Origin of the sequence: Lactobacillus sp. ESL0791, from assembly GCF_029433255.1 — a bacterium.
Lineage (GTDB): Bacteria > Bacillota > Bacilli > Lactobacillales > Lactobacillaceae > Lactobacillus.
Genome location: NZ_JAQTHU010000001.1, coordinates 1,646,665 through 1,660,908 on the forward strand (window position 1 = coordinate 1,646,665; position 14,244 = coordinate 1,660,908).

At 41.0% G+C, this 14,244-nt stretch carries 12 protein-coding genes and 3 tRNA genes; 6 read left to right on the forward strand and 9 right to left on the reverse strand.

Annotated elements, in window-relative coordinates:
* Positions 1 to 12: 12 nt before the first annotated feature.
* The 4 genes from PT285_RS07970 to PT285_RS07985 form a co-directional block, all read right to left on the reverse strand.
* Positions 13 to 1,128 (reverse strand): hypothetical protein, encoded by a 1,116-nt coding sequence (locus PT285_RS07970; protein WP_277149466.1) that lies wholly within the window; start codon positions 1,126 to 1,128, stop codon positions 13 to 15.
* An 80-nt stretch (positions 1,129 to 1,208) separates the two neighbouring features.
* Positions 1,209 to 1,280, reverse strand: a tRNA-Gln gene (locus PT285_RS07975).
* A 6-nt stretch (positions 1,281 to 1,286) separates the two neighbouring features.
* Positions 1,287 to 1,368, reverse strand: a tRNA-Tyr gene (locus tag PT285_RS07980).
* A gap of 61 nt (positions 1,369 to 1,429) precedes the next feature.
* Positions 1,430 to 2,611, reverse strand: a complete 1,182-nt coding sequence (locus tag PT285_RS07985; protein WP_277149467.1) for an aminotransferase class I/II-fold pyridoxal phosphate-dependent enzyme — start codon at positions 2,609 to 2,611, stop codon at positions 1,430 to 1,432.
* A 200-nt stretch (positions 2,612 to 2,811) separates the two neighbouring features.
* Here PT285_RS07985 and PT285_RS07990 point away from each other — a divergent pair, with 200 nt between their 5' ends.
* Positions 2,812 to 3,123, forward strand: coding sequence for an SLAP domain-containing protein (locus PT285_RS07990; RefSeq protein ID WP_277149469.1), 312 nt, complete (start codon positions 2,812 to 2,814; stop codon positions 3,121 to 3,123).
* Positions 3,124 to 3,351: 228 nt separating this feature from the next.
* On the opposite strand, the gene PT285_RS07995 is transcribed toward PT285_RS07990, so the two are convergent.
* On the reverse strand, positions 3,352 to 3,822 hold the full coding sequence (locus tag PT285_RS07995) for a YSIRK-type signal peptide-containing protein (protein WP_277149471.1): 471 nt from the start codon (positions 3,820 to 3,822) through the stop codon (positions 3,352 to 3,354).
* Between the two features lie 1,253 nt (positions 3,823 to 5,075).
* Here PT285_RS07995 and PT285_RS08000 point away from each other — a divergent pair.
* Positions 5,076 to 5,498 (forward strand): hypothetical protein, encoded by a 423-nt coding sequence (locus PT285_RS08000; protein ID WP_277149473.1) that lies wholly within the window; start codon positions 5,076 to 5,078, stop codon positions 5,496 to 5,498.
* 1,569 nt (positions 5,499 to 7,067) lie between these two features.
* Here PT285_RS08000 and PT285_RS08005 read toward each other — a convergent pair.
* Together PT285_RS08005 and PT285_RS08010 are read right to left on the reverse strand one after the other, a co-directional pair.
* Positions 7,068 to 7,139: transfer RNA gene (locus PT285_RS08005), tRNA-Gln, on the reverse strand.
* 74 nt (positions 7,140 to 7,213) lie between these two features.
* On the reverse strand, positions 7,214 to 7,732 hold the full coding sequence (locus PT285_RS08010) for a GNAT family N-acetyltransferase (RefSeq protein ID WP_277149475.1): 519 nt from the start codon (positions 7,730 to 7,732) through the stop codon (positions 7,214 to 7,216).
* A 78-nt stretch (positions 7,733 to 7,810) separates the two neighbouring features.
* On the opposite strand from PT285_RS08010, the gene PT285_RS08015 reads away from it, so the two are divergent.
* A complete protein-coding gene (locus tag PT285_RS08015) occupies positions 7,811 to 8,626 on the forward strand; it encodes a Cof-type HAD-IIB family hydrolase (RefSeq protein WP_277149476.1) in 816 nt (271 codons plus the stop codon).
* 5 nt (positions 8,627 to 8,631) lie between these two features.
* Here the strand turns inward: PT285_RS08015 and PT285_RS08020 are convergent, their stop codons facing one another.
* Positions 8,632 to 9,726 (reverse strand): SEC10/PgrA surface exclusion domain-containing protein, encoded by a 1,095-nt coding sequence (locus PT285_RS08020; RefSeq protein WP_277149478.1) that lies wholly within the window; start codon positions 9,724 to 9,726, stop codon positions 8,632 to 8,634.
* Between the two features lie 179 nt (positions 9,727 to 9,905).
* Positions 9,906 to 10,580, reverse strand: coding sequence for a hypothetical protein (locus tag PT285_RS08025; RefSeq protein ID WP_277149480.1), 675 nt, complete (start codon positions 10,578 to 10,580; stop codon positions 9,906 to 9,908).
* 561 nt (positions 10,581 to 11,141) lie between these two features.
* On the opposite strand from PT285_RS08025, the gene PT285_RS08030 reads away from it, so the two are divergent.
* The 3 genes from PT285_RS08030 to PT285_RS08040 all read left to right on the forward strand — a co-directional run bounded on the left by PT285_RS08030 (position 11,142) and on the right by PT285_RS08040 (position 14,226).
* Positions 11,142 to 11,678: a TetR/AcrR family transcriptional regulator gene (locus PT285_RS08030; RefSeq protein ID WP_277149482.1), complete on the forward strand. Its 537-nt coding sequence runs from the start codon at positions 11,142 to 11,144 to the stop codon at positions 11,676 to 11,678.
* On the forward strand, positions 11,678 to 12,262 hold the full coding sequence (locus PT285_RS08035) for an NAD(P)H-dependent oxidoreductase (protein WP_277149484.1): 585 nt from the start codon (positions 11,678 to 11,680) through the stop codon (positions 12,260 to 12,262). Before PT285_RS08030 ends, PT285_RS08035 begins: the two co-directional genes overlap by 1 nt.
* A gap of 191 nt (positions 12,263 to 12,453) precedes the next feature.
* On the forward strand, positions 12,454 to 14,226 hold the full coding sequence (locus PT285_RS08040) for an FAD-dependent oxidoreductase (protein ID WP_277150657.1): 1,773 nt from the start codon (positions 12,454 to 12,456) through the stop codon (positions 14,224 to 14,226).
* Positions 14,227 to 14,244 lie beyond the last annotated feature (18 nt).

Genomic DNA, 14,244 nt, shown 5'->3' on the forward strand with positions numbered 1-14,244 from the left:
GCCAATTTCCCTTTATTTATTGATAATGGTCCACTTCGCTCCCAAAATATGGACGTTGGGTTTTTGCTGGCATTCAACGCGCAAATGGTCACCTTCACTCTCCAAGACGTGCATTTCCAGTCGAGCATCGTCCTGTACCGCCATATCCGTCCCGTTGGCATTCAATATCAAATCGTGCCCATCAAGTCTGGCATGATTGCTGAGTGCTAAAAAGTACTGGTAACTACCATCACTATTGAATGTCGTTCGTCTTACCGAGCAAACAGCATTATCCTGAAAATCTGCGTGCGCCATAATTACCGAATTAATGACGGTCAACTGACTGTCTCCTACCCCGACCAAACGGTCACAAACAATATTCTGCAAAATGATGTGGGGCTGTTTATCCGTATAAATTCCGCCGTTAAACTTGCAATTAATGATATTGATCCAGCATTCATCCCCGATATACAGACTGGCATCATCTTTTGCCAAAACCTCACTGTTAAGCATGTTTAACCAGGTTTGTCCGTAAAGCAGGAGGTAATCAACCACCGAATTGTTAAGGTCAAGCTCGGCATTAGTTGCAGCAAAAGTATCAATGCTGCCGTGAACCTGTGAATTATTAATGATCGCCGTTCCCTTGCCCTCAAGTGCTAGGGCACAATATTCGTCAGAGGGGTTAGCTAGGACCGAGTCATTTACCTCCAGACGGAAATTGGCATTTTGATAAACGGAAACCGACCCGGCCAGAATCTTAACCGAATATAGTTCAAGTGTCACCTTGCCGTTAAGCGCAATTGTGGCTGTATCACTGCCGTAACCCTTAATTAGACAATTGCGCAAACTCAGATAGCTGTCAGCTTCCGGCGGAACATAGAGGCTATTGCGCTCATTATTAGTATTAATGCAGAGATTTTCTAAGGTGACGTAGCGACTGTCGATTGCCACATCAACATAGCCCAAGATAGTCGTATCTTCGGGCAAGCTGCCGCTGCCCTTGATCGTGACATCGCACAAGGTAATTCCCTGGGGCAATTCATAGAAACCCGGCTCAAGCAGCAGCACATCGTCAGCACGCAGATCTTTCAGCGCCTCATGCCAGCCGATCTCTTCACCTCCAGCTCCGACCCTAACTAATCTAGACATTTAAAAACTCCTTTGAATAAAAAAAGAAGCAAACTTGAAAAGCTGCTTCATTCTTTTGGGTTGGGTGTTCGTAAGAACAATTGGGTTAGCTGGATTCGAACCAGCGCATACTAGTACCAAAAACTAGTGCCTTACCGCTTGGCTATAACCCAATCAAGTGGAGGAGGGTGGATTCGAACCGCCGAACTCAGGGAGAGCGGTTTTACAGACCGCCGCGTTTAGCCACTTCGCTACTCCTCCATAACGCACGTAAACTATCTTAGCGAAAAACGTGCGCAATTGCAAGTAAAATTTTTACTAACTATTTTTTATTTTCGTTGACGTATTTTTCTATACGCCGCAAGCCTTCTTTGATTTGGTCCATCGCAACTGCATAAGAGAAGCGAACGTAGCCGGCGCCAGCTGCGGCAAAGCAAGAACCAGCAGTCAGAGCAACATGCGCCTTTTCGACCAGGTCATAGATAAACTTGTTATCGTCTTGCTCAAGACCTTCCGGAATTTTAGCAAAAATATAGAAGGCGCCATTCGGCTTGACACAGTCAAAGCCCAGTTTGGTTAAGCCGTCATACAAGACATCCCGGCGCTTCAAGAATTCTGCTTTCATTGGCGCAGCATCATCTATCCCGTTCTTGAATGCTTCCTCGGCCGCATCCTGCATTGGCGTCGGCTCAGTGGTAGCAATGGCCTGGTGCACCTTAGCTAGCTGCGTCAGAATGTCCTTCGGTGCACAGATAACCCCAATCCGGTAACCGGTCATTGCCCAAGCTTTGGACACACCATTCATTAAAATTACCTGATCATGCAATGTCTTTTCCATTGATGCATGCGGCTGATCATAGTTTAATTCACTGTAAATTTCGTCACACAGAGCAAAAATCGGCTTATCGCGAATCACATCGGCCAGCGCATTCAATTCATCCTGACTGTACATCACACCTGTTGGGTTAGTCGGATAGTTCATAACCAGCATCCGGACGTGATCGCCGTACTCATCAATCACTTTTTGCAGTTTTTCCGGTGTCAGCTTAAAGCCATCGTCTGAAGTATCAATTTCCACGATTTTTATTCCAGTATTCAAAATACCCTCATCGGTCATATACAACGGAAAGATTGGTGTTGGGACAACCATCACATCACCGGGATTAAAGACGGCGGTTACTACATCAAAAATTGCCTCACTTACCCCGTTGGTAATCAGCACCTCGGTATCAGGATCATATTTTTGCCCATACTTCTTAGCCAAAAATTCACTGGCTGCTTTCCTTGCGCCCGGCGTTCCGTTTGAAGGGGCGTAGTGGGAATGGTTATCATCAATCCCCTTTTTTGCAGCTTCCTTAATATGATCCGGCGTGTTAAAGTCAGGCTCACCCAGCGTAAACTTCACAACATCCGGGATCTTGCTGGCATAAGTAGAAAACTTCAGAATCGGATTTTCTGCAGCCTCAGCTAAGCCTTTTTTCATATATTTTTTCAAATCAACCATAATATTTGTACACCACTTTCTCTTATAAATACGTTAATTATACAATGTATCTACTATATTTTCTATAATTATTTTTTAATTTTGGCTTTTATTATACTTCATCTCCTTTAGCACTGTGATTTGCCACAAGCCCAAACCCCGCCAAGAAATTCTTTGGATATTTGACGGGGTAGCCGCGGTAGATAAAAACAATCGCTTTATTGCGTAAATTTGTTGTTTTCATTTTAAATCTTGATTCCAGAATCTATGTTGCGGTTTCCGAAACTATCAACGGTCGCAGATTCTATGAATTTGCCAATGGCAAGAGAATTGCAGCAGGTAACATCGACGGTAATATCAGAAAGTTAACCCAAAATGCTTATATCTATGACCAGCACGCTCACCGTGTTGGCAAAAAGAAATTAGCAAGAAAAGCCAAAATTCGCACTTATGGCAAACCGGTTAAGATCAAGGGCAGGGCCCACTACATTATCGGTGATAAGCGTTACGTTAAACGCGCAAACTTCAAATAAAGACCATTGCACCAATATTAAGAAGGTTAAAGAAGCGTCTCCCAATCGGAGGTGCTTTTTTATTTTTTATATCATCTGCACCCACATAATCTGAAAACAAAACAATTTGGAAGCATATTGGCAAAATGGTGGCGGAAAAATTTCAATGTTGCTTTAAAGTTTCTATCAGCAATGAAGAACACTCAATACCCTTTGCCATTAATTTTCTTGAAGCCAATTGTCTGTGTTTTAAACAGTTTCATTTAGTTGTTTTGGTTCCTGTGTGCGATTTACATCTGGCTTGTTGATGACACTTGACGCTTGTCTTGTCTGTACTTTTTGCGTATCCTGAGCCGCATTTTCACGCAAAAACATGGTTAGTCCCGAAAAAGTGCTTAATTGTAATTTGTACTCAGCTTTCTTTGCAGACAAAGCAGCAGTGCTTTTTACATTTACATCAACGCGTTTACTTTGCTTACTGGTAGATGCTTGCGGGACTTGCTTGTCCAGTGCGACATTCTTATCATTTAAATCAATTTCATCTTCACCTTCTGAATCAATCGATTCGGCCTCTGCCTCCTGCAATTTTGCACTAAATAAATTAAAGCCCAAAATTACCGAAGTTATACCCACCATCAATTTTTTAATCGAAAAACGATCCTTCTTGTCAGTTATTTGTATTCTTTTTAAGTGTTCGTGAAAATTATTTTTATCATTCATGTTATTTTTAGTTATCCTTTTTGATATTTTTATCCGTTTTCTATACGCGAATAAATATAAGATGATGATAAATTATTTTACTGCAAAAGTAAATGCAACTCTTACATAAATCTCTTAGATTAAATAACTGTTTGTTACGCATTAAATAATTTTATGCTAAAAGCTTTTTCTTATCATAATGAGCAAATAAAAAATAGACAGGAAGTGTGTGCGCCTCTGCTTGTTATTAAATTTATCCGCTTGTTTTTCTAACTTTTATTCTAAAACTTATATTCTAACTATGTTCTATGTATTTCACATAAAATGAGCATGAACGATTTTGAATGAAATTGAACGACTCATGAACTGTTTTGAACAATTTTGAACGATTTACAAATTATTTACTTTAAAAACTATGCCAAATGTCATAAGCAAACTTTAGAATATTTTGATTAATCCATCATTGCCAAAAATTTTGCACCGATTAACATAATTCAGTTTAACTTTACCTAATTTCATTTAACAAAAAAGCCTTAACATCAACACTCGAAGCTAGTTGACATTAAGATTAATTACCTAATATTGGGTTAGCTGCACTATCTTAATTTCACGTTACTTTGAAGATAAACGAGTAAAAGACATCTTACCACTGATTAATTACGGTCAATCGCAATATTATAAGCGACTTAACCCCGAAGCATTATTAGAGTTTTGCAAGCCAATACAATAAAGCACAGATAAAATAAGGTATAAGCCGAGAAAATACCCTAGACCTAGAGGTTTATTTTTAAGACAGGCGGGGGCCTGTTTTCGTTACCGAGGGAGCACTCACCCAAAATGTCTCTAAATTTTATATGAGCAGTAATTAAGCTTTTTGGTAAAATCGTGAGTAATTAAAAAAAGTTCGTGTGCATCCCCCGCCCCTACCTGAACGTTTGAGGAGCCGCAACAGTATCATTTTCTCGCGTGATAAACCAAAACTAGAACTTTTTTGCATAGGAGTAAACCTCGTAAAGCATTGATACTAAAGCATTTATTGGCTTGAAGTATGGTTAATCTTTACGGAAAAAGCCAGTATTTTAAACCCAACAAAACCCAACTTTTTTATTCAAAGAACCTAACAAAACTTGACAGCAAAACCTATAAAACCTGAAATTTCGATTAGCAGAGAGCGATTTTAAGGCAATTTCAAGCGTCCGTGAGGATAACCGTACATACAACCTGCTAAAACCTGCGTACAAACCAAAGAGAATTTAAAATAAAGGAGCTAAAACATGAACACAGAAATCGAATACCCTAATGCCAAACAAATATTAGACAAATTAATAAAATTTAACTCTAAAAATGGAAAATTAGGGACTATTACCACTCTTAACGGTGACCAGATAAAACCAACGCTTAAAGATTACAAAAAGAAAAATTTACTTATGCTTATTCAGCTAAAAAATTTAATTGATACCACCCAAGAACATGGAGAAGATTGGTTTTACAACTATGACAGCGTTAGGGATGTACTAACAGCATTAATTAACTGGAATGACAAAGATACAATGTACAGGAACATTAAAATTCGTGATAACAGTAACGTAGTTAAGGTTTATAAATATAATATGGTCAATTTAAAACAGGATAATTACGAAACAGCAGCAAACATTTGTGACCTGTTAGGGATGTCTGATATTTACCTAAATAATTAATCTTACAGCGGTTTATACAGAGAGGTGGTTAACTTCTTTACCACTTCTCTATTTTTATGCCTAAATTGGCGCTATTCGGAGTTCTCGGAGGCTATAAAAAGATGGGGCCAAAATTGACCCATAGCAATATCTCCTCAAACCCCAAAAATGGGGGCTCATCAAAACGCAAAATTGATTTCTGATAAATATCAGAATCCAAAATTGGATTCGGTTAGACAAAAATGTCTAACAGCTCTCGTTTTAAACGATAGTAGATTTAATAAAATAACCAATCCAAAATTGGACTCATCTAACTAAAGTTCTAAAACAGAACTTTCTAAATACTTTTGAAGTATATAGTCGTGGTACTTCAAAGGCACCGCGAACATACAAACGGCAACATTAATTTTATTTTTTATTCTGCTGACCTTTTGAAAGACAGCGAATTTATCATTTCGTAGTGATTTTAAAGTACCACGAATTTTCTAAATGGCTCTCACCCCATTTAAAATTTTAAGGTCAATATGACTGACCTTACTCAAAAAAGAGTAACAGTAGCAACTGTACCTTTAGGTGCACTTGTTAACTACCTTACTAACAGGAAGCGGTCAACTCATGAACGTAGTTACAGTTACGCTTATAAAAACAAAGGACGTGCGTATGCGCATCCCCTCTTTATGACAACTTTATAAATCCTAAATTGTTCGCAATGATTTAATAAACACATCACTCAGTGTGATCTAAATTTAAAGTCGTTCAGAACGACCTTAGATATTAATTGTGAATGCTTCACGATTGTCGCAAAACGCGACACTTTTAATCCTAAAAGGCTCATACTGAAACTATTACATGGAGTAACAAAACGCGACCCCATATAAAACCATTACCCCAATTTAGGAAGGTGGTTAGCATCCCCAAGTACATTTCTGCTATAATAAAAAAGAGAGCAGTGGTATTGCCCACACGCTCCCCTTTTAAAATTATTGCTTATAATGACGTTTGATATAATCGACAATCATGTTAGCAATAACATTGGCTAGTATTCCTGATACTAAACCAATTATGAGTGAATACACTGGAGTTTCACCTCCTAGAATTACCATAATTGAGAGTGATTAAATCTCTAGTAATTCCATTAGTCATTTTACCAGAGTTCTACTTATTGACAATGGCTTTAAATATTGTAGAATTAAATTGAATGATGCACTGGAGTTAATCTCCAAACAAGTCCTAAAGCCGATTACTTTAGGCAGTCATTAAAATGATCCTCTGTTAGCGCAGAGGATTTTTTAATACCGTCGCAAAACACGACTGAATAACTCAATACCATTTCGGTACCCAGTAGCGATTTAACTTAAACAAATAGGCTGTAAACAATTTAACACCCTAAAGGGATGCACCAAATGTTGTAACCTAATTTCAACTAATTTCAGAAAGCCATATTTTTAGCCGAACCAATTCTCAAAAATGTTGTAACCGAATAATGTAACCTAAACACATAATTCAGTTCGATTTTACCTAATTTCATTTAACAAAAAAGCCTTAACATCAACATTCAAAGCTAGTTGACATTAAGACTAATTACTTTAATTGGGTTAGCTGGATTCGAACCAGCGCATACTAGTACCAAAAACTAGTGCCTTACCGCTTGGCTATAACCCAAGATATTTGAGCTTTTACTTGTCACTCAATATTGTTAAGTATAGGAGATGAACGGCTCCCCGTCAAGCAAAATTTTATTCCAAATTAAGCTCATAAGCATACCGCGCGCCGTCTTTCGTCGGATTAACGTAAATAATCCCGCGGTAAGAATAGCCCGCCTTCCTAATCACACTTTGCATCCGCTTGTTGAGCGCATGCGTATCAATGCGAAAATTGCGCAGGCCCAGTTCATAACCGCGCGACAGCAAAGTAGAGATAAAAATTGCTGCCAGATTGCGGCCGCGGTAAATAGCGGAAATAGCAATCCGATGAATCGTTGCGTACGGTGCGACGGCATTATTCCACGCACCCTGAATTTCCTGGTAGCTCGGTTCAGGCGTGGTCATCAAGGTCGCCACCCCCGCAACTTGCTCATCAACCACCAGAACATAGGCACGTTTCAGGCGGATATCCTCGGTAAACATTTCCGCATTTGGCTGGCCGTCCTGCCACTGCGGGCTGCCATCCTGTTTTAATAATTCCTTGGCCTGCGCAATAATCTTCATTATCGCAGGTAAATCTTCACTTTTAGCTAAACGCGTGTAAACTGCCATCCTGCTTCTCCCCTGCCATCAATTAACATTATTTAGTATAATAAAAATAAATGAAAAAATACAGAGAGGATTGACAAAATGACAATCAAATTAGTAGCTATTGACATGGATGGCACATTATTAAATTCTCAAGGTAAAATTCAGCTCAGTACTGTCGTGGCTGTTAAGAAGGCATTAACTCGCGATGTCAAAATCGTGCTTTGCTCCGGCCGACCATTTGCAGGGCTCACGGCTCATTTAAAAGAGCTGGGCATCAGTGGCCCCGATGAATACGTCGTTACCCTGAACGGGGCAATTACCCAAAACACTGCTGGTAAAGTAATCACCGAAGATCTGATCCCGACCAGCTGCTACCGGCAAATGACCGCTTTTTCCGTGGCTCACTGCCTGCCCGTCAACATCGTGGATACCTCTTCGCGCATCATCACCCCTAACCACAACATTGACTTAATGGTTTACATCCAGGCCTACGAAAATCTGGCACCGCTCTATGTGCGCACGCCTGATGAGCTGGCTCCCGATCACGAAATTGCCAAGGGCTGCTTTGTCGGCAGCAAAGAATTGCTTGACAAATATGAAACACAGGTCAAGCAGAAATTCGATGAAAAGTTAACCGTTGCCCGTACCGACAAACATTTTATTGAATTGATTAACCCGGCGGTTAACAAAGGCAACGGCCTGCGGGAATTATGCCAGGCCCTAGGCATCCCCGCTAACAGCGTGATGGCCATCGGCGACGAACGCAACGACATTTCCATGTTTGACTTTGCTGGCATTGCTATCTGCATGGGCAACGGCCACGCAGAAGCAAAAAAGCACGCCGATTATGTCACCACCTCAAATGATGCGGACGGAATCAGCAATGCTTTCGCCAAATTTATTTTTAAAAATTAACGCCGTTACGGCTTAAAAGATGTATTGTACTTCTTACTGTCGACAATAAATGTTGCCACGTTGATGAAGTGCAGCGAATAAATATTATTATTACGGGAGATGCTAAAGCCAAAATAGTCGTAATCACCATCATGTGTGGAACCTTGTGTGTTAAACAGGTCACCAGCATGTTCCCATTCTTGATAATAATCCTGCTGAGCCCGCTGTTCTTCGCCGCTGCCGGTATAACCAAAGAGCATTTGTTTCAAACCGAAGTAAATGTTTTTTTTCATTTCGGTGATTGACATCGTTTGGTTCAGATTATAAAAACCGGCCATATCCTCAATATAATTGTCATCAAGGTTTAAGCCATTGGCCTTGCAAGCACGGACAATGCCTTGAACGTAATGACCATCCTGAATTGTTTTATTATTTTGCGTGTATTCATTGGAGATATCGTCCGCCAATTTTTGCGTTCCCAGGCTGTAGGTCCACGGCCGCAGGCCAAGATCGCTTCTCGCCTCATTAATCAGACGCAAGGAAAACTGAGACAACTCTAAGCTCTGATCCAAGGTAAGGGCAGCCGGATTAATAATTGTATCATCGTCCTCCTTGCTCTCGGAAATCTGGCTGCGGCTGAAGTTGTTATTATCCATGCCTTTCATTGAGGCAAGGATAAATGCTGGGCTGGGATGTCCTTGATAGGCCTTGAGCAGCTCGCTTCTGGTATAGCCATCGGGCATCTTCATCTTGGCTTCTTGGTAAGCCGTTGCTGGTTCCTGCGGCTTGGGCTCCGGCTTATTTTGATGCTTGACGACCCGCGCTTTTTTGGCCAACAGCCACTGGGATTGGTTGCCGATTCTGTATGCCAAATACTTTTTCCTGCCAATCTTCAAATATTTCTTGGCCGAATAAGCATATTTTTTCTTGGGAACGGCAAAATAGTGCGAACTCTTGCCATTTCCCTTGTACAGCCGAATATTTTTCTTTCCTCTGACAAATACATGGCCCTGCGTCCTAGCGGCCTGAACGGTTTGAATTTGATTAGCCGTAGTTAATGTTGTTCCTGTAAATAAAAAGAGCGTACTCAAAGCAGTTACAACTAATTTGCTTTTTTTCATAATTCTCCCTTGACAGTGATAATTTAATTAACTTATTATTTTTTATTTTAACACATATCCAATTAAAATCTTTTACTACAAAATTACAAACAGATTAATCTACCGTTGCTTTCTATCCGGACAGCTAAAAAAAGATAGCTCCGCAGAACTATCTTTTTGACTGTTAAATTTTTACGATTTTAATACCAGCCGTTAGCCTGCCAAAAAGCCTTAGCTGCAGCCCATGAACCATAACGGCTAGTAACATAATTATCTGCAGCCTGTTCTTGGTTGGCTGCGGAATAATCACCGTTAAGATATGAAGCTGATAACTGATATTTGCCGACATATTGACCATTTTGTACACTGTATGAGCCGCCGGATTCCTGATTAGCAATCCATGCCTTGGCACTTGCGTCAGAATCCGAAGCAACGTTAGGCGTTGCTGTCACATTGTCTGTAGCTGCCGTATTGGTGCTAACAGCATCATTAGCATCATTAACAGTGTTTGAAGTTTGGTCGTCTGCAGCAGGTGCTGCGTTTTCCGGCTCGTAGCCCGGATTGACGTACTTGGCCATCACCCATTGATTTTTACCGAGATCATACCATTTATGACCCGCACTGTCACGTGCAGTTTTAATAACTTTCCATGAAGAATTACTTGATAAAACTTGTCCAGTAGCCTTAGGATGCTTGTAGCTGTCCCAAACTTTGATTGTATTGCCTTCAACGTAGTTGACCGTGACAACCTTGGCATCATTTGCGACAGTCGCTGCCTGTGCATTATCTGCACTTACATTATTTACAGCAACTATTCCCGCAACTGATAATGCTGCTACTGCTGCTTGCTTAACTAAGATAGATTTGATTTTCAAAAAAATTCTCTCCTTATTTAATACACATGCACAATCTGGCTGAAAAAATTCTCACATCACCAAATTGATTGTCTACATACTACAACCATAAAATTTCAGAAGCATAACAGAAAGCCTACTCGGACATTAAGATGCGGTTACTTAACGAAAAATTTTGTAATATTGTAAAATAAGCCTGAATGCGGTTTAGCTCCTGCTAAAACAAGAATTCTGCTGTTTTTGCATAAGCCAAATAAGTCTCTAAGCACTAGCTGCTGCAACATAACTGCAACAGTTCAATGCAAATATTGCACAATCGTGCTATAGTTAACTTATAATTTTTACAGAAAGAAGAAGGAAAATGAGCAAATACGTTGTTAAATTAGACGAAAAAGACCTGCAAATGATTAAAGACTGTCATTCCAAGAACCCGTCAATCACCAAGGCGATGAATGAAGCCAAAAAAGTAGAAGATTAATCTTTGTAAGATCGTGGTTCGCTTCGGAACCGCGGTTTTTTATTTGTCTTTCTTGGATAACGGTGTTATCATAATTTAGATAACATCGTTATCCAGGAGAAAAAATGGAAAATACTGAAACAGAATTAATCACCAAAACTATCAATGTCATCGACAAGCAGGGCTACCAAAACTTGTCCTTGCGCAAACTGACCAGCTCATTGGGCCTAACCACCGGCGCCTTTTACAAGCACTTTGCAAGCAAGGAAGACTTGTACCAAAAAGTTACCAGCCAGCTGTCGCAGGAATTTATTGCCCAGGTTAATTTGACTGCCCCGAAACCCGCTAACCAAATTCTGCAAATTGCCGACTATTTCGTTCAACAGGTTGAGCTGCATCCCAACATCATGAACTTTCTTTTCTTTAACGAAGCGGCCGTTGCTGCCCTCAATTCTGAAGTCAGTGCCTACCCGTTTTTGGCAAAAATACGGGCCCTAATTGCTGACCTAGACGTAAAGTCCGGAACTTCCAAGCAGGACTTCTTCATTCAAATTTGGTCCTTCATTCAGGGCTACGCTTTTCTTATTCAAAACGGTGTGACCCATTACGACAAAACACTTGTCAAAACTACTCTACAGGAATTGCTGGGAGGTGAAAAATAATGACCACTTTAATCATTTACTGCCATCCCTACGAAAAGAGTTTTAATCATGCAGTGTTGGAAGCCGTCACGGACAACTTGAATAACATAGAAAGAAAATACCAGATAATTGACCTCTATGCCGAACACTTTAACCCGATCTACGATCAGGAAGAGCTGCGCTTATTTCACAGCGGTCAGACCCACGATCCGCTTGTAACTGACTACCTTGCACTTCTTAAAGAATGTTCGTCCATTATCTTCATCATGCCGCTTTGGTGGAACAGCATTCCGGGTATGCTCAAGGGTTTCATCGATAAAGTGATGAAAGAAGGTCCGGGACTGTCGCACACAATTTCAAAAACCGGTGTGCATGGTGAGCTGACCAATATCAAGCATACCTATGTTTTAACAAGCTCCACCTCACCAAAATTCTACATTAGATTTTTTTCCGGCAACGCCATCAAACATGTCTTCATGAATCAGACCCTGCGCCAGCTGGGGATGCACGACCGGCACTGGCTGCACTTTGGCGGCATCACGAATTCTTCTTTAGCCAGAAGGAAAAAATATCTGCAAAAGATCAGCAAGTATCAGTTTAAATAGCAAAACGGAAATAAAAAATAATCTGCAACCCAAAGTAAGACATTTAACTTTGGGTTTTTGCTTACGGTAAAATTTTTATAAAATGTAGCACGCTACACTATTGCTAGAAGAAAAGTGCAGTGCTATAATTCCGATGTTAAGTCGAAGTGATTGATTTAACAAGTATCGTAATAAGGAGTGAATTAGTGACGATGCATTTAAAAGATGGTACATATAATGACCAGGCTGATGGTCATGGCGGCCCGATAAAGGTTGCTGTTACAGTACAAAATGGCAAAATTTTTCAGGTTAAAATAATTGCGCAATCCGAAACAAACGGAATTGCCGATAGCCCGTTAGCACAGTTGCCCCCAAAAATTGTCCAACAGCAGACTTATGATGTTGATGCAATTAGCGGGGCCTCAATGACTTCTGCGGGCATCAAGAATGCGGTAAAAAAGGCCTTAGTGCAGGCAGGTGCAGGTGTAACTGCGCATGCCGAAAAAAGCGTTAAGCAAGAAAAAGCTGCTGCCACCCGGCAAATTACAACAGACGTTGCAATTATCGGTGCGGGCCCGTCAGGTCTTGCAGCCGCCGTGACAGCTGGCGAGCACGGCTTAAAGGCCGTAGTTTTTGAAAAGAATGCCAATGTCGGCGGCACTGGCAGCATGGGCATGGGGCCACTGGGAATTGACACCCAGATTCAAAAAGATAATTTTAATGATATTTCAGTTGAAGAAGCGTTTGCCGAACACATGAATTATACTCATTACCGGGTCAATGGTGCCTTAGTTAAGAAATATTTTGCTAAGTCTGCCGAAACAATTAAGTGGCTGCAAAACATGGGTGTCAAATTTGCTGGCGCCTTTCCTTATTTTAAGGGCGCAAATGCTACGTGGCATATTGTGCAGCCGGAAGACGGCAGCACTCCAGGCCCTGCTGCCGCATCATGGATGAATAAACGGATGTATCATCAGGCAGAAAAACTGGGAGCAAAATTTTACTTGAAAACACCGGCAATTGGTCTTGTAAAAACAGGTGAAAGACTTACTGGCTTAGTTGCGCAGAGCGGTAATCAGACTTATGAAGTAAGTGCTAAATTTGTGTTGGTAGCCACTGGCGGCTTTGCTTCAAATAAAGAGATGCTGCACGATGAGCTGGGGCTGAACCTAAATGAGGACTTCTTTGACTTTGAGGTTCCTGGAATCACGGGCGACGGTTTAAAGATGATGTGGCAGGCCGGAGCCAAGAAAGACAAGGCTTCAGAAACGGTCGAAACTATTTTTTCATTGCCGCATAATATCCGCTACTTCCACAGTGATGCCGGTCTAAGACAGCCTAACCTGCTGATTAACCAAAACGGCGAACGTTTTATGAACGAAGCCGAAATGGGTAATACGACTTATACCGGCAATGCCTTGATGCTGCAGCCTGGTCATTACGCCTACTGCATCATGGACGGTCAAATGCTGGATGAATATATGGAAACAGGCGTAGATATTGTCAATATCGTTTCCCCTGGCAATCCTTTTGGCGGGATTCCAGATGAAATTAAGCGGGCAGCTGCTGAACATTATGAAGGAATTATTGCAGCTAACACTTTAGCCGAATTAGCCGAAAAGTTAGCTATTCCGACTGGTAAATTGACTCAGGTGGTCACCGACTATAATAAGATGTGTGCTGCCCACCAAGATCCGCAATTCTTCAAACCAGCAAAATATTTGCGAGCAATTAGCGGTAAAGGCGGTTATATTGTGGGGAAATTTTATCTTGCGGCCTATGCTACTTTGGGCGGAATTCGCACTGATGAAAACATGCGCGTCTTTGGCAAACACAATCAAATTATTCCAGGTTTGTATTGCTCAGGTCAGGATGCTAACACGATTTACGGCGATAGCTACAATTTCACACTGCCAGGTAATTCAATGGGCTTTGCGATCAATTCGGGCAGAATGGCCGTTGAAGCGATGGCCGAGCAAAAGTAGCAGGGCAATTGTCTGAAT